Origin of the sequence: Caulobacter henricii, assembly GCF_001414055.1 — a bacterium.
Taxonomy (GTDB): Bacteria; Pseudomonadota; Alphaproteobacteria; order Caulobacterales; family Caulobacteraceae; genus Caulobacter; species Caulobacter henricii.
Map to the genome: position 1 here is coordinate 3,358,053 of NZ_CP013002.1, position 18,423 is coordinate 3,376,475.

An 18,423-nucleotide genomic window follows, 5' to 3' on the forward strand; every position below is an offset into this window, starting at 1 on the left:
GCGGAGTTCCTTATGTCATCGGTTATTCGCAAGATCGGCAACTCTGCGGGCGTCGCACTGCCCAAGTCGGTGCTTGCAACGCTGGGTGCCAAGCTGGGCGACCGCATCGACTTTGTCTCTGAGAATGGCCGGGTCTTCCTGTCGCCAGTAACGATCGACCCTCGCGAAGGCTGGGAAGAAGACTCCAAGCGGCTCGGGGCCAAAGGCCTGAGCGAAGAGGATCGCGAATTGCTGGAAGCACGACTTACCAACGAGGCAGCGAAGGACCGGGATTGGTGAAGGGCGGCGAGGTCTGGCTGACCCGTCTGGATCCCACCGAAGGCAGCGAGATCCGCAAGACGCGGCCGTGCCTCATCGTCTCGCCCGATCGCCTGAGCCATCACGACATCTTCATCATCGCGCCGATGAGTTCCGGGGATGCGAAGGCGCGCTTTCGCATTGAGGTCGAGTTCCAGGGCCGGGCGGGTCGGGTCTTGCCGGATCAGGTGCGAGCCATGGTGAAAAACCGGCCGATCCGACGGCTCGGACGGCAGGACGACGAGGCCCTGTATCAGGTCCTGAGCGGGCTGCGTCTGATGTTTGAGCCAGACTGACAAGGCTTGCAGGATCGCCTCATTCGCGCGACGACCATGACCATGCGGAAGATCCTGTTCCTCGCGGCCCTGGCCGCCCTGTCGCCGAGTGTCGTCATGTCCCAGACCCCTCCGACCGCCAAGGCCCCCTGGGACCAGCCCTTCCTGCCGCCCGCGCCGGCCTGGCAGGGCGCCAGCCAGGCCCTGCTGCGCGACGGGTCCGATCCGTGGGTGACGGCGTTCGAGGCCGATCCAGCCCATGACTTCAGCCCCAACTATGTCGAGACCCGCAAATGGTTCGACCGGCTGGACAAGGCCTCAAGCCTGATCCGCATCGAAGCGTTCGGGACCTCGCCTGAAGGCCGCGAGATCTATGCGGTGATCGCCTCCAAGGACGGAGCCAAGCTCGACCCCAGGAAGCCGCTGCTGCTGGTCCAGGCCGGCATCCATCCGGGCGAGATCGACGGCAAGGACGCCGGCATGATGCTGCTGCGCGACATCGCCTTCCCCAATGGGGCCTTCCCCGCCAAGGACGCGCTGCTCGACAAGGTCAACCTGCTGCTGATCCCGATCCTGTCGGTCGACGGCCATGAGCGGGCCTCCGCCTATAGCCGCCCCAACCAGCGCGGCCCCCGCATCCAGGGCTGGCGAAATACGGCGACCAACCAGAACCTCAACCGCGACTTCATGAAGCTCGACCAGCCGGAAATGCAGGCGCTGAAGCGTCTGCAGGCCAAGTACCGGGCCGATCTCTATGTCGATGTCCATGTCACCGACGGCATGGACTACCAGTATGACGTCACCTACGGCTTCAATGGTGAGAACGGCGTCTGGAGCCGCTCGCCGACCATTGCCCAATGGCTGAACGGGGTGCTCAAGCCCGCCCTCAACCAGGGCCTCGAAGCCCAGGGTCACATTCCCGGCGAGCTGGTGTTCGGCATCGACGAGCACAATCCCAAGGCCGGTTTCTCGGACGGCGGCCTGGGCGAGCGCTTCTCCAATGGCTGGGGCGCGGCGGCCCATGTCCCGACCATCCTGATCGAGAACCACAGCCTCAAGCCCCACGCCCAGCGCGTGCTCGGAACCTATGTGCTGATCGAAACCGCCCTGAAGCTGCTGGCCGAAAAGGGCGGCGACCTGAGATCGGCCATCGCCGCCGACAGCGCCCTGCGCCCGGTCGAGATCCCGGCCAATTTCGTCGCCGATCCCAAGCCTGCCTATACGCGCACCTTCAAGGGCATCCTCTACGAGACCTATGACAGCCCGGCCTCGGGCCGGAAGGAGATCCGCTGGCTGGGGGAGCCTGACCCGGAGCTTTGGCAAGTTCCGTTCTATGGCTCCAAGCCGTCCCTGACCCTGAAACGGCCCACCGCCTATTATGTCCCCAGCTATCGCGCCGATCTGATCGAACGACTCAAGCTGCACGGCGTGACGGTCGAGCCCCTGGCGGCCGCCAGGACCCTGCCGGTCGAGATGCTGCGCCTGACCGACCCCAAGCTGGCGACTCGCGCCAATGAGGGTCACGTCCAGATCACCGTCACCCAGGTCAAGGCCGAGACCCGCGACTGGACCTTCCCGGCCGGATCGGTGCGGGTGCCGACCGACCAGCCTCTGGGCGACCTCGTCGTGCTGCTGCTGGAGCCGCAATCCAGCGAGAGCTTCTTCGCCTGGGGCATGGTGCCCGAGGTGCTGAGCCGGGTCGAATATATCGAGGGCTATGCCATCGCACCCCTGGCCGAAAAGATGATGGCGGCGGATCCTGCGCTCAAAGCCGAGTTCGAGGAGAAGCTGGCGGCCGACCCGAAATTCGCGGCCGATCCGGAAGCGCGCCTCTCATGGTTCTACCGCCGGACACCCTTCTATGACGACCGCCACCTGCTCTACCCGATCGCGCGTGAACTCGCCCTATAGGGCAGGTCGCTTGCATCCGGGCGCGGGAGCGGGCTTTTATGCCGCCTCGCCCGGACGGCGAGTTGGAAATTGCAGGGTTCTCTGATGGATACGATCACTTCGGGTCATGCCGCCGCCCTCTGGGCAGGCCTGCACGTCTTCCTGATGCTGACCCTGTCGCTGCTGGTCGTGCGCCTGCGCCAGAAGCACAAGGTCTCGCTCGGCGACGAAGGCATTCCCGAACTGGCGCGCGCCATCCGTGCCTTCGGCAATGCCACCGAGTATGTGCCCACCGGCCTGATCGCCCTGGTGGTTCTGGCGGTGGTCGGGGCCCCGCCCCTGGCGATCCATGTGGCCGGCTTTGTGCTGTTCTCCGGCCGCCTGGTCCATGCGGTCGGCCTGTCCAGCAGCGGCGGGGCCTCGATCCCGCGCGCCCTCGGCATGGTGGCTACCTGGCTGGCCTATATCTTCGTCGGCGTGGCCCTGCTGTTCTACGCCATCGCCTGAAGCCGCCAGGGCACCTTGCCCGGCACCATAGGCCTCGTCCATAAGACGCCATGGACGATAATCTGCTGAACGACGTGGTCTCGGCCGCACTCAAGGCTGGGGCCGATACGGCCGAAGCCGTCTTCGCCGAGCGCAAATCCCTTTCCGTCAGTGTTCGCCTGGGCGAACTGGAAGAGGTCGAACGCGAAGAGGCCCGCGATCTGGGCCTGCGCGTGTTCATCGGCCAGCGCAGCGCAACGGTCTCGGGCTCGGACATTTCCAGCGAGGCCCGCGCCAAGCTGATCGAGCGTGCGGTGGCCATGGCCCGGCTGGCACCCGAGGATCCCTATGCGAGCCTCGCGCCCGGTGATCGCATGGCCAGAGGACCGTTCCCCGAACTCGATCTGATCGACACCTATGAGCCGACCGCCGAGACCCTGGAAACCCAGGCGCGCCTCGCCGAAGAGGGGGCCCGCTCGGTCGAGGGCGTAACCAATTCCGATGGCGGTACGGCCAGCTGGAGCGCCGCGACCTGGCGCCTGGTCACCAGTGCCGGCTTTTCCGGAGCCCATGCCGCCACCGGCCATTCCCTGTCCTGCTCGGCCATTGCCGGCGAGGGCGCGGGCATGGAGCGGGGCGGCGAAGGCCGTTCGACCCGTCACTTCGCCGATCTGCCGGGTGCCGGCGATATCGGTCGCGAGGCGGGCCGTTCGGCAGTCGTGCGGCTCAATGCCCGCAAGATCGCCTCGACCACCGCGCCGGTGATCTTCGAAAACCGCCTGGCCATGTCACTGATCGGTCCGCTGCTCGGGGCCATTTCCGGTCCCTCGATCGCGCGCGGATCGTCCTTCCTGAAAGACAAGCTGAACCAGCAGGTCTTCGCCCGGGGCGTCAGCCTGATCGAGGACCCACACCGGGTGCGCGGCCTGGGTTCGGCCCCCTTCGATGACGAGGGCGTTGCCACCGTCCGCCGGGCCCTGATCGACGACGGCGTCCTGACCACCTGGCTGCTCAATACCAGCAGTGCCAAACAGCTGGGCCTTGAGACAACCGGCCATGCCTCGCGCGGTCTGGCGGGTCCTTCGGGCGTCTCGACCAGCAACCTGACCCTGTCGACGGGGACGCGCGATCAGGCCGGACTGATGGCCGATGCCGGGACGGGTCTACTGGTCACCTCGATGTTCGGCCCCGCGCTGAACGGCAATACCGGCGACTGGTCGGTGGGCTGTTCGGGCCTGTGGTTCGAGAACGGCGAGATCACCGGGCCTGTCACGGAGATCACCGTGGCCGGAAACCTGATCGACATCTATGCCCGCCTGATTCCGGGCACGGACCTGGAGTTCCGCGGTGCCAATAATGCGCCGTCCATCCTCGTCGACGGTCTGGCCATCGCCGGCAAATGACCGATCTGGATCTGATCCTCGACGCGGCGCGAGAGGCGGGCGAGCTGGCCCTCAAGGCGCGCGCCGGGGGTCTGAAGATCTGGTCCAAGGACGGCGGCTCACCGGTGACCGACGCCGATCTGGCCGTCGATACCCTGCTGAAGACGCGCCTGCGGGCCGCCCGGCCCGACTATGGCTGGCTGTCGGAAGAAACCGTCGATGATCCGGCCCGCCTGACGACGACGCGCCAGTTCGTGGTCGACCCGATCGACGGCACGGTCGCCTTCATGAAGAACAAGCCGTGGTTCGCCGTGTCTATTGCCGTGGTCGAGAACGGCCGGCCGATCGCCGGTGTCGTCCATGCCCCGGCCCTGAACGAGACCTATTCGGCCCGACACGGAGGCGGGGCGACGCTCAATGGCATGGCCATTTCGCCGAGCGACACCGACGATCTCGAGGACGCCGCCATGCTGGGTGACGCCAAGATGTTCGTGCACCCGGCCTGGACGACCCCTTGGCCCGCCATGCGGGTCGAGAGCCGCAACTCGATCGCCTATCGGGTCTGTCTGGTCGCCGCCGGGGCTTTCGATGCGGCCGTCGCCCTGTCCCCCAAGAGCGAGTGGGATGTCGCCGCAGCCGATCTGATCCGCACGGAGGCCGGTGCCTGGTTATCGGACCACAAGGGCAATCCCTACCGCTATAATCGCCCTGTTCCGCTGGTTCCGAGCCTGGTTTGCGCCAATGCGACACTCGCGCCATTGATCCTTAACCGTGTCGGGCATATCGACCTGCCATAAAGATAATTCCTCGCAGGAACGTGCCCCACCATGCCCGATAAGCAGCTTCTCCATCTCGTTGTCGGCGGCGAACTGAAGGATGTCTCCGACATCGAGTTCCGCGATCTCGACAAGGTCGAGTTCGTCGGTGCCTATGCCACCTATGCCGACGCCCACAAGGCGTGGAAGGCCAAGGCCCAGGCCACCGTCGACAATGCCCACGCGCGCTATTTCATCATCCATGCCCACAAGCTTCTGGATCCGAGCCTGGGCTGAACTGCTGATAGGTCCTCCCCCTCTGGGGGAGGTGGCCCGGAGGGCCGGAGGGGGCTAACTCGGCAACCGCTGCGAAGACCCCCTCAGTCGCTCCGCGACAGCTCCCCCTAAAGGGGAGCAGCTATTCCCGGCGCAGAAGCTTGTCGGTCAGGAGCTTGCCCAGCATCCCGGCGCGGAAAGTCTTTTTCATCGCCACGGGATCGTAGTCGTCGCTTTCGACCCAGTCGGTAAAGGTCAGGCCCTTGGGCTCGCCCCGCTCCAGATACTGTTCGAACACATAGTCCAGCACACCGGTATTGCCGGCCTTGATGTGCAGATAGCGCGGCGACAGCTCCTTCATCGCCTCGCGGATCGGCAGGCCGAGGCGGTAGTGGGCATAGAGCACACTCATGATCCCGGCCCGGTCAGCGCCCGACTTGCAGTGGATCAGGGCCGGATATTCGAGCGTTTCGAACAAGAGTTTGGCCCCGCGCACCCGTTCGCGGATCGGCACCTCGCGCGAGGTGATGGTGAAGTCGACCAGGTTGAGGCCCAGGCGCTCGCAAGCGTCCTTCTCCAGGGCATAGAAGCTTCCGTCGAACCCGCCCCGCAGATTGACGATGGTCTTGATGCCACGCTTCTTCCACCAGGCCAGCTGGAAGGGCCAGGGCTGGTTGGCGCGCACCAGTTCAGGGCTGACCCAATGGGCGTTGGAGAACCCGACCCTGAGATAGGCATGGTCGTTCCACAGATAGTGGAGATAGGTCTGGAATCGGCCCCACGGCGTGGTCAGGTCGAACTTGGCCAAGTGGCGTCCCCTCAATGTCCGCGCCTAGGTAGGATAGACCGGCGTCTTTTGCAAAACGCCCTGTCGTTTCCATCCCGACTGATGCGCCCGCGTCCTTGACAGCTTGGCCCCGACGTCCGACCCCTCGCCCATGACTGATGCCGCCGCGCCACCTGCCTCCAACCGCGCCCTCGCGATGCGGATCTGGCGCGACTACCTGCGTCCGCGCTGGAAGGGGCTCAGTGTGTCACTGGTCAGCGCCGCGATCGTGGCGGGCCTCAGCGCCCAGCTGACCCGGATGATCCAGCCAGCCGTCGACCAGCTGATCACGAATCCACGCCCCGGGGCGATCCTGACCATCCCGGCCGCCATCGCCGGCATCGCCGTCCTGCGCGGCCTGTTCCAGGTACTGCAGGCGACCTTCATCAACCGGATCGGCAACGGCGTGGTCGGCGACGTCCAGGTGCAGCTGTTCGGCAAGCTGGTCCGCTCCGACCTGGCCCGGCTGCGCGGGGCCCATTCAGGCTCCTATGTCTCGTCGGTGCTCTATGACGCCAGCCTGATCCGTGAGGCGGCCACCAGCGGGGTCGTGAACTATACGCGCGAGTTCCTGACCGTGATCGGGGCCCTGGCGGTGATGTTCAGCCTCGACCCGATCCTGGCCGCCGGGGTGCTGGTGATCGCGCCGGTCGCCAGCCTGATCATGCGCCGCTTCTCGAAGAAGACGACCAAGGCCGCCAAGGGTGCCATGGGCGAGACCTCCAACCTGTCGACCGCGATCATGGAGAGTCTGGACGGGGTCAAGATCGTCAAGATGGAGAACCGCGAGGCCTATGAGGAGGCGCGGGTCGCCGCCGTGGTCGACCGTCGCCAGCACCATCTGATCAAGGGGTCCAATGCCCGGGCCATGGCCGCGCCGGCCACCGAGACCTTCACAACCCTGATCACCGCCGGCGTCTTTGTCTATGCCGGCTGGCGCGCCACGACCGGCGACATCACGGCCGGGGCCTTTTTCGCCTTCCTCAGTGCCCTGCTGATGGCGGCCCAGTCCCTGCGCCAGGTGGCCAATCTGCAGACGGTGTTCAGCGAGGGCCTGACCGCCGCCCGCCGACTGTTCGAAGCCCTGGACGTGGCCCCGACCATTGTCGACCCCGCCGATGCCCGCGCTCTACCACCGGGCGACAATGCCATCGCCCTGGACGCGGTGAGCTTCTCCTATGGCGGAGAGGTCGCGGCCCTGAGCGGGGTGTCCCTGCAGGTCCAGCGCGGCGAGACCATTGCCCTGGTCGGACCGTCGGGGGGCGGCAAGAGCTCGATCCTGAACCTGATCCCCCGCTTCTATGACGTCACGGCGGGGGCGGTGACCATCGACGGTCACGACGTGCGTTCGGTGACCCTGGCCTCCCTGCGCGACCGCATCGCCCTGGTCACCCAGGAACCCTTCCTGTTCGACGACTCCATCCGCGCCAATATCGCCTATGCCCGACCTGATGCGACGGAGGAGGAGATCATCGCCGCCGCCCGTCAGGCCGCCGCCCATGACTTCATCAGCGAATTGCCCGATGGCTATGAGACCGGCGTCGGCGAGGCCGGTGCGCGCCTGTCCGGCGGCCAGCGCCAGAGGATCGCCATCGCCCGCGCCTTCCTGAAGGATGCGCCCATCCTGCTGCTGGACGAGGCCACCAGCGCCCTCGACACCGAGAGCGAGGCCCAGGTCCAGGCCGCCCTGGAGCGGCTGATGGCGGGACGCGCCACCATCCTGATCGCCCACCGTCTGTCCACCGTGAAGGGCGCGGACCGGATCTATGTGATCGACAGGGGCAAGGTGGTCGAAACCGGAACCCACCCGGACCTGGTGCGGGCCGGGGGCCTCTATGCCCGCCTGGCCAAGGCCCAGGACCTGGATCACCTGCCGGACACTACCGCATGAAGCCGCTGCGCTCCCCCCTGGTCATGGGCCTGCTGGTCAGGCTGATGTCGGGCTATCTGGCCCTGACCTATCGCACCCTGCGCTGGACCCATGAGGGCCAGTCGATCGCCGAGCAGGTCTGGGCCGAAAGTCTCGCCAGACGGTCCGGTGCCATTCTCGCCCTGTGGCACTCCCGCGTTCCGGTGGGGCCTGCCACCTGGCCTCAGGGGCCTGACAAGCCGGAAATCCGGGTTCTTGTCAGCCAGTCCCGCGACGGCGAGTTCATCGCCCGGGTCATCGCCAGGCTGGGCCTGCCTGCGATCCGGGGCTCCTCGCTGAAGAAGACCGACACGGCCAAGAACAAGGGCGGCGAGCAGGCCTTCCGCGACATGGTCAAGTGGGTCAAGGACGGTGGGGCCATGGCCATTACCCCTGACGGTCCACGCGGCCCGGTCGAGGTTCTGCAAAAGGGTGCCGTGGCCCTGGCCCGGGTCAGTGGCGCTCCGGTGCTGTTCGTCGGCGTGGCGATGAAGCCCTGCCTGCGACTGGGCACATGGGACCGCACCATCATCCCCCTGCCCTTTGCCCGGGCGGCCATGGTCTGGGACGGCCCGACCACCGCCGGTCGTGACGACGATCCGGACAGTCTGGCCCTGGCCTGGGGCGAGCGCCTGTCGGCCGTCTCACGCCGGGCGGAAGCGCTGGTGGGGGAGGTCGATGGAACGCCTCAAAACCCCCTCTGACCCGCTCTCCCCGGCGAAAGCCGGGGCCCAGATCGAACCCCGACCGCCGTCAATTCGGCTCAGGCAGAAGGCGCATCAGCTCCAAACTTCCCGGATGAATCTGGGTCCCGGCTTTCGCCGGGAAGAACGGGATTGGAAGGGTCCGCCATTGATCCGGCCCGCCCATGGTGGGATGTAGGGCCATGCCGCACGACCATTCGGGCCACGCTCACAATCACCATGATCACCATCATGGACATGACCATGCTCACGATCACGGGCATGGGCATGGGCATGGGCATGGGCATGGGCATGGGCATGGTCACCATCATCACGTCCCCAAGGATTTCGGCCGCGCTTTTGCGGTGGGCGTCGCCCTGAACCTGGGTTTCGTCCTGGTCGAGTTTGCGGCCGGCCTGCTGACCCAGTCCCTGGCCCTGCTGGCCGACGCCGGCCACAACCTGTCCGATGTGCTCGGTCTGGTCCTGGCCTGGGGTGCGGCGACCCTGGCCAAGCGCGCGCCCAGCGGCCGCCACACCTATGGCCTGCGCAAGGGCACCATACTGGCCTCCCTGGCCAATGCCGCCCTGCTACTGGCGGCGACGGGTGCCATCGCCTGGGAAGCCGTCCGCCGCTTCGCAGCCCCGACCCCGATCGAGAGCGGCCCTGTGATGATCGTGGCGGCCATCGGCATCGCCATCAACACCGCCACGGCGCTGATGTTCATGCGGGGCTCCAAGGACGACCTCAATGCCCGCGGGGCCTTCCTGCACATGGCTGCCGATGCCGCCGTCTCGGCGGGTGTCGTGGTCGCCGCCCTGCTGATGATGCTGACCCAGTGGCTCTGGATCGACTCGGTCACCAGCCTGGCGATCGTCGTGGTGATCGTTCTCGGGACCTGGGGCCTGCTGCGCGATTCGCTGGACATGGCCCTGGACGCCGCACCGCGCGGTATCGACCCCGCCAAGGTGCGGGCCTGGCTGGCGACCCGGCCTGGCGTCGTCGAGGTCCATGACCTGCACATCTGGGCGATGAGCACGACCGAAACCGCCCTGAGCGCGCACATCGTCCGGCCGGCGGCGGAAGATCACGATCAGTTCCTGCACGAAGTCTGCGCGGACCTGGCCAGCCAGTTCAAGATCGGTCACGCCACCGTGCAGATTGAGCACACCGCCGGCACCCATGCCTGCCGCCTGGCCCCCGCGGACGTGGTGTGAGCCTGCCGCTGTCGCTCTGGCTCTACCGGCTCGCCACGGCGGGTCTGGAACCCTTCGCGCCCCTGCTGCTGAAGCGCCGCGCGGCCAGGGGCAAGGAAGACCCGTCCCGCCTGCCGGAACGTCTGGCCCGCTCCAGCCTGCCCCGTCCGCCCGGGACCCTGGTCTGGCTGCACGGAGCCAGTGTCGGCGAGAGCCTGTCAATCCTGCCCCTGGTCGAGCGCCTGCGCGCCGAGCGGCCGGACGCCACGGTGCTGGTCAGCTCCGGCACCGTGACCTCGGCCGAGCTGCTGGCCCGGCGGCTGCCCCCGAGGGTGATCCATCAGTATGTGCCGGTCGACACGCCAGGCGGGGCCCGGCGGTTCATCGGCCACTGGCGGCCGGACCTCGCCGTCTTCGTCGAGAGCGAGCTGTGGCCCAACCTGCTGCTCGAAGCCAGGGCCGCCGGGACCCGGCTGGCCCTGGTCTCGGCCAAGCTGTCGGACAAGAGCTTCGAGGGCTGGCAGGCACGGCCGTTCGCGGCCCACCAGCTGTTCTCGGGCTTCGACCTGATCCTGGCCCAGGACAGCCGGGCCGCCGAACGCCTGGCCAGCCTCGGTGGCGGCGTCGCCGGCGAGGCTGATCTGAAGTTCGGGGCTGCGCCCCTGCCCGATGACGCCGCCGAACTGGAGCGTCTGCAGTCCCTCCTGGCCGATCGTCCCCTGCTGCTGGCGGCCAGTACTCATCCGGGCGAGGATGAGATCGTGCTCGACGCCTTCGCCCCCCTGGCGGACCGGGCGCGGCTGGTGCTGGTGCCCCGGCATGTCGAGCGCGGCCCCGCCATCGTCGCCCAGGCCCTGGCACGGGGCCTGACCGTCAGCCTGCGCAGCATCGCGCCGGAGGCCTCGCCGGCCCAGGTTCTGGTCGCCGATACCCTGGGGGAGCTGGGCCTGTGGTTCCGCCTGGCCGACCTCGCCCTGGTCTGCGGCAGCCTGGTGCCCGGCATCGGCGGCCATAATCCGCTGGAGCCCGCTCGGCTGTCCTGCCCGATCCTGTCGGGCCCGCATGTCGAGAACTGGCTGACCGCCTATGCTGATCTGTCGGCGGTCGAAGGCCTCGCCCTGGCCGATGCCGGCGTCCTGGCCGAGCGCCTGGCCGCCGCCCTGGCCGAACCCGCCGCCGGCAGGGCGCGGGCCGAACGTGCAGCGGCCTTCGTCGAAGCCCGCGACGCCGAGGCCCGGGCCGGCCTGACCCGCATCATCGAGCTTGTCCCATGAAGCTGTCGACGCCCCGCTGGTGGTACCAAAGGTCCGGCGCGCCCTCGCCCATTACCCGCGCCCTGCTCACCCCCCTGTCCTGGATCTGGGCGGCCGCAACGGCCCGCCGACTGGCCAGGGGCCCCGGGAGCGAGGTCGGGGCGGCGGTGATCTGCGTCGGCAATGTCACGGTCGGCGGGACCGGCAAGACCCCTATCGTCCGTGAACTGCTTCTGACCCTGACCCAGCGGGGGATCGAGGCCCACGGCCTCGCCCGCGGCCATGGCGGCAGCGACAGGGGCCCGACCCGCGTCGACGGGTCTCGCCATACGGCGCTGGAGGTCGGCGACGAACCGCTGATGCTGGCCCAAGACTTTCCGATGTGGATCGCCCGCGACCGCGTCGCCGGAGCCCATGCCGCCTCGGCGGCCGGGGCCAAGGCCATCGTCATGGATGACGGCCATCAGAACCCGGACATCCGCAAGACCCTGTCTCTGGTCGTGGTCGACGGCGAAACCCGCGAGGACGAGTGGCCCTTCGGCGATGGCCGGGTGTTTCCGGCCGGGCCGATGCGGGAGCCGCTCAAGGTCGGACTGGCCCGGGCCGATGCCGTGGTCCTGCTACTGCCCGCCGACCTGCCGACGGCTGATCCGAACCTGCTGGCCCTGTTCGGTGAAAAGCCGGTGCTGATCGCCAGACTGGAGCCGGCCGCGCCCGTTCCGCCGGGGCCCCAGATGGGGTTTGCCGGGGTCGGCAAGCCGTGGAAGGTCGAGCGCGCCCTGCTGGCCGCCGGCTGCCAGCTGGTCGATTTCGCGCCCTTCCCCGACCATGGCGTCTATGACGACGGGACCCTGAAGATGCTGGCCGACCGCGCGGCCCTGTTCGACGCCGGGCTGGTCACCACCGAGAAGGACTGGGTGCGGCTGTCGCCCGCCTGGCGCGACAGGGTCACGCCCTGGCCGGTCCGGGCCCGCTTCGAGGACGAGGCAGCCCTGGCGGCCGTGCTGGCGAAGGTGGGTTTGTAGAAATCCCAAGATCCTCCCCCTTCAGGGGGAGGTGGCCCAGAGGGCCGGAGGGGGCCAGCTCGGCCTGAGCCGCATTTGCCCCCTCAGTCGCTCCGCGACAGCTCCCCCAGAGGGGGAGCAGCTCCTGCGCCTACTTCACCACCGCCCCGCCCTTGATCACCGAGGTCACGCTCTGCAGTACGGTCACGTCCGTGAGCGGGTCGCCCTTGACGGCGATCAGGTCGGCGGCCTTGCCGGGGGCCAGGGAGCCGATCTCGGCCGAGAGGTCGAAGTGGGCCGCGGCATTGACCGTGGCCGTCTGGATCGCTTCCAGCGGGCTCAGCCCCGCCTTGACCAGCAGGGCGAACTCGCCGGCATTGTCGCCATGGGCCGAGACGCCGCTGTCGGTGCCGAAGGCGATCTTCACCCCGCCCTCATGGGCGCGGCGGGCCATGGCCAGCATCTTGGGACCGGCGTCCAGGGCCTTGGTGGTCTGGGCCGGGGTCAGGAAGTTGTTGGGCCCCGAGGCCACCCGATAGACGTAGTCGCCGGCCATCAGGGTCGGGACCAGATAGGCCCCGTTCTTCTTGAACAGGGCGATGCTTTCGTTGTCGAGATAGGTGCCGTGCTCGATCGAGTCGCCACCTGCCTTCAGGAAGGCATTGATGCCGTCGACGCCATGGGCGTGGGCGGTGACCTTGCGGCCCATGCGGTGGGCGGCGTCGACAATGGCTTCCAGCTCGGCACCCGAGAACTGCTGGGCGAGACCCGCAGCCGTATTGGACAGCACCCCGCCGGTGGCGGTGATCTTGATGATGTCGGCCCCGCGCCAGACCTGCTCGCGCACGGCCCGGCGGCAGTCATCGGCGCCCGAGCAGACCGAGGCCGGCCGCAGGGCGTGCATGACCTCTTCGCTGAAGCCGTTGATGTCACCGTGGCCGCCATGGATCGAGACCGCCGAACCCGAGGCAATGATGCGCGGACCGATCACGTCACCGCGCTTGACCGCCGCCCGCAGCGCGAAGACCGCCGCATTGTCGGCCCCGAGGTCGGCAACCGTGGTAAAGCCGGCCATCAGGGTCTTGCGGGCAAAGCCGGCCCCGACCATCGCCTGGTCGGCCGAGGACTGGGTGACTTCTTCCAGCCGTGAATTGGGATTCTGCTCGCCCGTCAGGTGGACATGGCTGTCGATCAGACCCGGCAGGACGAAGCTGTCCTTCAGATCCACCACCTTGCCGCCGGGCTCGGAGACATAACCGTCGACGATGCGGACGATCTTGCCCTTGTCGATCACCAGGGTCCTGGCGGCCTCGACCTTGCCCGTGGCGGGGTCGGCCAGCAGCCGACCGGCCTGGACGAACAGGGTTTCAGCGGCGGCAACGCCCGACAGGCCGGCCGTCAGGGCCAGGGCGCAGGCGCCCATCATCAGTTTACAGATCAAGGTCTCAGGCCCCCGCCTTCTGCGCAAAGCTCCAGGCCCCTCGGGCCAGAACCGGCACGCGTGCTTCCATCAGCTGCGCATGGGCACTGGCGGCCGTGCCGTCACGGACGCGACCGACGATGCCCTGGCAGATGCCGGCCAGTCTGAACAGGTTGTAGCTGAAGTACCAGTCCAGATTGGGCAGGCCGTCGCGGCCCGTGGCCTTGCAGTAGCGCTCGACCGCCTCGGGGATGGTCGGCACGCCATAGGCGGTCAGGTCGCCGATGTCCGACAGGCCACCGCGCTGGTCGGAGGGCATGACCCAGTTCATCAGGAAATAGCTGAAATCGGCCAGGGGATTGCCCAGGGTCGACAGCTCCCAGTCCAGCACCGCCACCACCTTCGGTTCGGTGGCGTGCAGGATCATGTTGTCGAGGCGATAGTCGCCGTGGACGATCGAGGTCATGTCATCCGGCGGGCAGCTCTGCGGCAGCCACTCCATCAGACGGTTCATGTCCTCGAGAGTGGTCGTCTCGCTGGCCTTGTACTGCTTGGTCCAGCGGTCGATCTGGCGCGAGAAATAGTTGCCCGGCTTGCCATAGTCGGCCAGGCCGACGGCGGCATAGTCGACGGTGTGCAGGGCTGCCAGGGTGTCGATCTGGGCCTCATAGATGGCCCGTCGCTCGGCCGGCTGGTAGTCCGGCAGGGTGCCGTCCCACAGGATGCGGCCTTCGACATTGTCCATCACGTAGAAGATCGTGCCGATCACGTCCTCGTCCATGCACAGGGCATAGGCCTTGGCGACGGGGAAGTGGGCCTTGTTGAGCCCGGAAATGACCTTGAACTCGCGGTCCACGGCGTGGGCGCTGGGCAGCAGCTTGCCCGGCGGCTTGCGGCGCAGGACGTATTTCTTCGTCGGGGTCACCAGCTGATAGGTCGGGTTGGACTGGCCGCCCTTGAACTGGCGCACCTCCAGCGGCCCCTGATAGCCCTCGACATGGGCCGTCAGCCAGGCGGCCAGCTTGCCTTCGTCGATCGCATGGCGCGGATCGACCGGCTTGGTCCCGGAGTTCAGGTCCTGAGCGGTCTGTTCGGCGGCGTCGGCCATGCGGTTTCTCCCCAACACTTGTTTGAACGGGAGTTTAGAGGGTGGGACGCGGGGCGCAAGCCACTTGCCCCCTACGGGTCGCTTCGCGACCGTCTTCCCCCCCACCCCCTCAGTCGGCTTTGCCGACAGCTCCCCCGAAGGGGAGCAAAGGGGGAAGATGATCTCATCCGCCCCCTAAGGGGGCGGACGACCGCGAAGCGGTCAGGTGGGGGCGAGTGATCGGACTAGCCCTGCCCCAGCGCCCGCCAGCCGATATCGCGGCGATAGAAGCCGCCCGGCAGGCTGATGGTCTCCAGCGCCGCATAGGCCGCCTCGCGCGCCTCAAGAAGGGTCGTCCCCAGGGCGCAGACATTGAGCACCCGGCCACCGGACGCCACCAGCTGGCCCGCATCGTCGCGGGCCGTGCCGGCGTGGAAGATCACCGCCCGGTCGCCGAATTCGGCCTCGGCCCCGGTGATCACACCGCCGGTGTTCGGGGCATCGGGATAGCCCTCGGCGGCCAGCACCACGCAGATCGCCGCCTCGTCGCGCCACACCGGCTTGGCCGCGCCGGCCAGTTCGCCCTTTGCGGCGGCCAGCAGGATCGGCACCAGGTCGCTCTCCAGGCGCAGCATCAGGGTCTGGCATTCGGGATCGCCGAAGCGGGCATTGTATTCGACCAGCTTGGGCCCCTCAGGCGTCAGCATCAGGCCGGCATAGAGTACGCCGACATAGGGATTGCCCTCGGCGGCCATGCCCCTGACCGTGGGCAGGATCAGTTCGTTCCAGGCCTGGCGCACCAGGGCGTCGGTCAGCACCGGCGGCGGCGAATAGGTGCCCATGCCGCCGGTATTGGGGCCTTCATCGCCGTCATAGGCGCGCTTGTGATCCTGGGCGGCACCGAACAGCAGGGCCGTCTTGCCGTCGCAGAGGGCAAACAGGGAGGCTTCTTCGCCCTGCATGAACTCCTCGATCACCACCCGCGCCCCGGCGGTGCCGAACCGGCCGCCCAGCATGTCGAGCACGGCGGCGTCCGCCTCGGGCCGGGTCTGGGCGATGACCACGCCCTTGCCGGCGGCCAGGCCGTCGGCCTTGATCACGAAGGGGGCCTGCAGGGTGTCGAGGAAGGCCCCGGCCGCAGGCGCGTCGGTGAACACGCCATAGGCGGCGGTCGGCAGGTCGTGGCGGGCGCAGAAGTCCTTGGTGAAGGCCTTGGAGGTCTCCAGCCGCGCGGCCCTCTGGCTGCCGCCGAAACAGGGGATGCCGATTTCGGCCAAGCGGTCGGCGAGGCCGACCTCCAGCGCCGATTCCGGACCGACCACCACCAGATCGGCGGCGATCTCCTGGGCCAGGGCGACCAGGCCCTCGACATCGGTGACCTTGACCGCGCGCAGTTCGGCGACGGCGGCCATGCCCGGATTGCCCGGCGCGGCGACAAGCCGTCCGCACAGCGGCGACTGGGCGATCTTCCAGGCCAGGGCGTGCTCGCGCCCGCCGGACCCGACGAGGAGGATGTTCAGCTTTTCCATGAGGCCGGGGTGTGGCTCCAGAGGCGGTCGGGGTCAAGGCGCTCTGCGCACGGGTTCGCCGTCTCGCCGGTCTGACCGGCGATTATTGTGGGGAGGCGGCGGAGCGTCCGGGCCAGGCCCGGATGGGGTTGTAGAGGAGTACCGTTTCGGCCGTGGCCGGAGCGCTCCGCGCGGTCGTTATCCCTCTGGCCGGGGCGCGCAGGCCTGTTCAGCCTTTTGCCCCACCCGGATTTCATCCTCCTCGCGACGGACTTGAGCCCTTGGGCTGCAGCCACGCCGATTCCGGGGGAACCCGGAGCGAACCTTCGGACGGGCGGAGGCTTGGCCTTCCTCCGATGGACAGGTTTACGTCCCCTGTCCTCTTGCACCCGCACAACCGCCCCCGTCGCGCGTCTCGGCCGCCAGCTTCGCGCCCTCCCCTGCGACGGGGCGAGGAGAAGTATGGGGGTGTTTTGGTGGGGGCGGCGTCGATTTTGGATCGTGACGCCGGGTGCGGGGGTCAGGGCGTTGACTTCGTTGGGCGTGGGGCGGGGCTATCCCCGTGCGAGTACGGGGATAGAGGCCGACGCACGGAACCCCTTCGCGACGGGGCAGGACATGCAAGGCTGCACTCTCCCTCTCCCCCTTCGGGAGAGGCTGGCTCGCAGGGCCGGGTGAAGGGTCGCGCGGGACTGACCGGACAGGGTTTTCAACCCCTCATCCGACCTCGGCCTTGGCCGGGGCCACCTTCTCCTGCAAGGGGAGAAGGACGCCCCTAAGCCGCCTCAACGTCCAGCGAATAGCCTGCCGAACGCACGGTCCGGATCGGATCGCCGTCGGCCGAACCATTGAGCGCCTTGCGCAGGCGGCCGATGTGGACGTCGACGGTGCGGGCCTCGACATAGACGTCCGAGCCCCAGACCGCGTCCAGCAGCTGTTCGCGGCTGAACACCCGGCCGGGGTGCTGCATCAGATAGTCGAGCAGGCGGAACTCGGTGGGGCCGAGGTGGATTTCCTTGCCCTGGCGCTTCACCCGGTGGGCGACGCGGTCGATGATGATGTCGCCGACCGTGATGCGGTCATCGGCCAGACCCGGACGGATCCGGCGCAGCACGGCGCGGACCCGGGCGGTCAGTTCGACCATCGAGAACGGCTTGACCACATAGTCGTCAGCGCCGGTGTCGAGGCCGCGGATGCGGTCACTCTCTTCGCCGCGGGCGGTCAGCATGATGATCGGCACATTGCGGGTCTCGGCCCGGCCGCGCAGGCGGCGGCAGACCTCGATGCCCGAGACCTTGGGCAGCATCCAGTCGAGGATCACCAGGTCGGGCGCGCGTTCGCTGGCCATGGTCAGGGCCTCCTCGCCGTCGCCGGCGAGGCCGATCTGGTAGCCTTCCTTGTCGAGATTGTAGTGCAGGAGGGTGGCCAGGGCGTCCTCGTCCTCGACCACAAGCACGTAAGGCGTCACTGGCGTCTGTCCTCTAGCGCGGCGTATCGAGCTTGGGGCGCTTGGAGACGATCTCCTCGCCCGTAATCTCGAAATGGATGATCTCGGCGATGTTGGTGGCGTGGTCGCCAATGCGCTCGAGGTTCTTGGCGACGAACAGCAGGTGGGCGCAGGCATTGATCGTGCGCGGGTCGCCCATCATGTAGGTCAGCAGTTCACGGAAGATCGCATTGTAGTGCTCGTCGACATCCTCGTCGCGGGCCCACACGGTGATGGCGCGGTCGAGATCCGAGGCCGAATAGGCGTCCAGAACATCCTTCAGGCGGCCCTGGACCAGCTTGCCCATCCGCTCGATCGAGCGGGTCAGGGCGGTCATGGGCTCGGCGTCGGTCAGGATCAGGGCGCGCTTGCCGATGTTCTTGGCCATGTCGCCGCAGCGCTCGAGGCTCATCGAGATCTTCAGGGCGGCGACGGCGTGGCGCAGGTCCACGGCCATGGGCTGACGCAGGGCGATCAGCCTGAACGCCTTGCGCTCGATCTCGCCCTGCAGGGCGTCGAGGCGCTCGTCGCGCGACACCACCTGTTGGGCCAGGGGGGCGTCGCGGCGGGCGATGCATTCCACGGCGTCGGCGACCTGGGCCTCGGCAAGTCCACCCATGCGGGCGACTTCGGCGGTCAGGTGGCTCAGTTCGTCGCCATACGACTTGACGGTATGTTCGGTCATCTGTT

The 18,423-nt window shown here is 67.9% G+C and carries 18 protein-coding genes; 12 read left to right on the forward strand and 6 right to left on the reverse strand.

What is annotated here, in order from left to right:
* Positions 1–12 precede the first annotated feature (12 nt).
* The 7 genes from AQ619_RS15765 to AQ619_RS15795 all read left to right on the forward strand — a co-directional run bounded on the left by AQ619_RS15765 (position 13) and on the right by AQ619_RS15795 (position 5,382).
* Positions 13–279 (forward strand): AbrB/MazE/SpoVT family DNA-binding domain-containing protein, encoded by a 267-nt coding sequence (locus AQ619_RS15765; protein WP_062149805.1) that lies wholly within the window; start codon positions 13–15, stop codon positions 277–279.
* Complete coding sequence (locus tag AQ619_RS15770) at positions 276–593, forward strand: type II toxin-antitoxin system PemK/MazF family toxin (RefSeq protein ID WP_062149810.1); 318 nt, start codon at positions 276–278, stop codon at positions 591–593. Before AQ619_RS15765 ends, AQ619_RS15770 begins: the two co-directional genes overlap by 4 nt.
* Before the next feature lie 42 nt (positions 594–635).
* On the forward strand, positions 636–2,483 hold the full coding sequence (locus AQ619_RS15775) for a M14 family metallopeptidase (RefSeq protein WP_062151764.1): 1,848 nt from the start codon (positions 636–638) through the stop codon (positions 2,481–2,483).
* Positions 2,484–2,567: 84 nt separating this feature from the next.
* Complete coding sequence (locus AQ619_RS15780; RefSeq protein ID WP_062149813.1) at positions 2,568–2,969, forward strand: MAPEG family protein; 402 nt, start codon at positions 2,568–2,570, stop codon at positions 2,967–2,969.
* A gap of 50 nt (positions 2,970–3,019) precedes the next feature.
* Positions 3,020–4,351, forward strand: a complete 1,332-nt coding sequence (locus AQ619_RS15785; RefSeq protein WP_062149816.1) for a TldD/PmbA family protein — start codon at positions 3,020–3,022, stop codon at positions 4,349–4,351.
* A complete protein-coding gene (locus AQ619_RS15790; RefSeq protein ID WP_062149819.1) occupies positions 4,348–5,127 on the forward strand; it encodes a 3'(2'),5'-bisphosphate nucleotidase CysQ in 780 nt (259 codons plus the stop codon). Before AQ619_RS15785 ends, AQ619_RS15790 begins: the two co-directional genes overlap by 4 nt.
* 30 nt (positions 5,128–5,157) lie before the next feature.
* The gene (locus AQ619_RS15795) at positions 5,158–5,382 is read left to right on the forward strand and encodes a DUF4170 domain-containing protein (protein ID WP_062149822.1); all 225 of its coding nucleotides are present in this window, start codon (positions 5,158–5,160) and stop codon (positions 5,380–5,382) included.
* Positions 5,383–5,503: 121 nt separating this feature from the next.
* Here the strand turns inward: AQ619_RS15795 and AQ619_RS15800 are convergent, their stop codons facing one another.
* A complete protein-coding gene (locus tag AQ619_RS15800) occupies positions 5,504–6,169 on the reverse strand; it encodes a fused DSP-PTPase phosphatase/NAD kinase-like protein (RefSeq protein WP_062149824.1) in 666 nt (221 codons plus the stop codon).
* Between the two features lie 130 nt (positions 6,170–6,299).
* On the opposite strand from AQ619_RS15800, the gene AQ619_RS15805 reads away from it, so the two are divergent.
* The 5 genes from AQ619_RS15805 (at position 6,300) to lpxK (ending at position 12,253) form a co-directional block, all read left to right on the forward strand.
* Complete coding sequence (locus AQ619_RS15805; protein WP_062149827.1) at positions 6,300–8,078, forward strand: ABC transporter ATP-binding protein; 1,779 nt, start codon at positions 6,300–6,302, stop codon at positions 8,076–8,078.
* Positions 8,075–8,800 carry a lysophospholipid acyltransferase family protein gene (locus AQ619_RS15810; protein ID WP_062149830.1) on the forward strand — a complete coding sequence of 242 codons (726 nt, stop codon included), beginning with the start codon at positions 8,075–8,077 and terminating at the stop codon, positions 8,798–8,800. The genes AQ619_RS15805 and AQ619_RS15810 overlap by 4 nt, the downstream gene beginning before the upstream one ends.
* 182 nt (positions 8,801–8,982) lie before the next feature.
* Complete coding sequence (locus tag AQ619_RS15815) at positions 8,983–9,996, forward strand: cation diffusion facilitator family transporter (RefSeq protein ID WP_062149833.1); 1,014 nt, start codon at positions 8,983–8,985, stop codon at positions 9,994–9,996.
* Positions 9,993–11,249, forward strand: a complete 1,257-nt coding sequence (locus tag AQ619_RS15820) for a 3-deoxy-D-manno-octulosonic acid transferase (RefSeq protein WP_236849492.1) — start codon at positions 9,993–9,995, stop codon at positions 11,247–11,249. The genes AQ619_RS15815 and AQ619_RS15820 overlap by 4 nt, the downstream gene beginning before the upstream one ends.
* A complete protein-coding gene (lpxK, locus tag AQ619_RS15825) occupies positions 11,246–12,253 on the forward strand; it encodes a tetraacyldisaccharide 4'-kinase (protein WP_062149838.1) in 1,008 nt (335 codons plus the stop codon). Before AQ619_RS15820 ends, lpxK begins: the two co-directional genes overlap by 4 nt.
* 130 nt (positions 12,254–12,383) lie before the next feature.
* Here lpxK and AQ619_RS15830 read toward each other — a convergent pair whose 3' ends face one another.
* The 5 genes from AQ619_RS15830 to phoU all read right to left on the reverse strand — a co-directional run bounded on the left by AQ619_RS15830 (position 12,384) and on the right by phoU (position 18,418).
* Positions 12,384–13,673 (reverse strand): metal-dependent hydrolase family protein, encoded by a 1,290-nt coding sequence (locus AQ619_RS15830; protein WP_166504285.1) that lies wholly within the window; start codon positions 13,671–13,673, stop codon positions 12,384–12,386.
* Positions 13,674–13,677: 4 nt separating this feature from the next.
* On the reverse strand, positions 13,678–14,760 hold the full coding sequence (locus AQ619_RS15835) for a phosphotransferase family protein (RefSeq protein WP_062149844.1): 1,083 nt from the start codon (positions 14,758–14,760) through the stop codon (positions 13,678–13,680).
* Positions 14,761–14,984: 224 nt separating this feature from the next.
* A complete protein-coding gene (gene purD / locus AQ619_RS15840) occupies positions 14,985–16,268 on the reverse strand; it encodes a phosphoribosylamine--glycine ligase (RefSeq protein ID WP_062149847.1) in 1,284 nt (427 codons plus the stop codon).
* A 754-nt stretch (positions 16,269–17,022) separates the two neighbouring features.
* Positions 17,023–17,715, reverse strand: coding sequence for a phosphate regulon transcriptional regulator PhoB (gene phoB, locus AQ619_RS15845; protein WP_062149849.1), 693 nt, complete (start codon positions 17,713–17,715; stop codon positions 17,023–17,025).
* A gap of 13 nt (positions 17,716–17,728) precedes the next feature.
* Positions 17,729–18,418: a phosphate signaling complex protein PhoU gene (phoU, locus tag AQ619_RS15850; RefSeq protein ID WP_062149852.1), complete on the reverse strand. Its 690-nt coding sequence runs from the start codon at positions 18,416–18,418 to the stop codon at positions 17,729–17,731.
* Between the last annotated feature and the right edge of the window lie 5 nt (positions 18,419–18,423).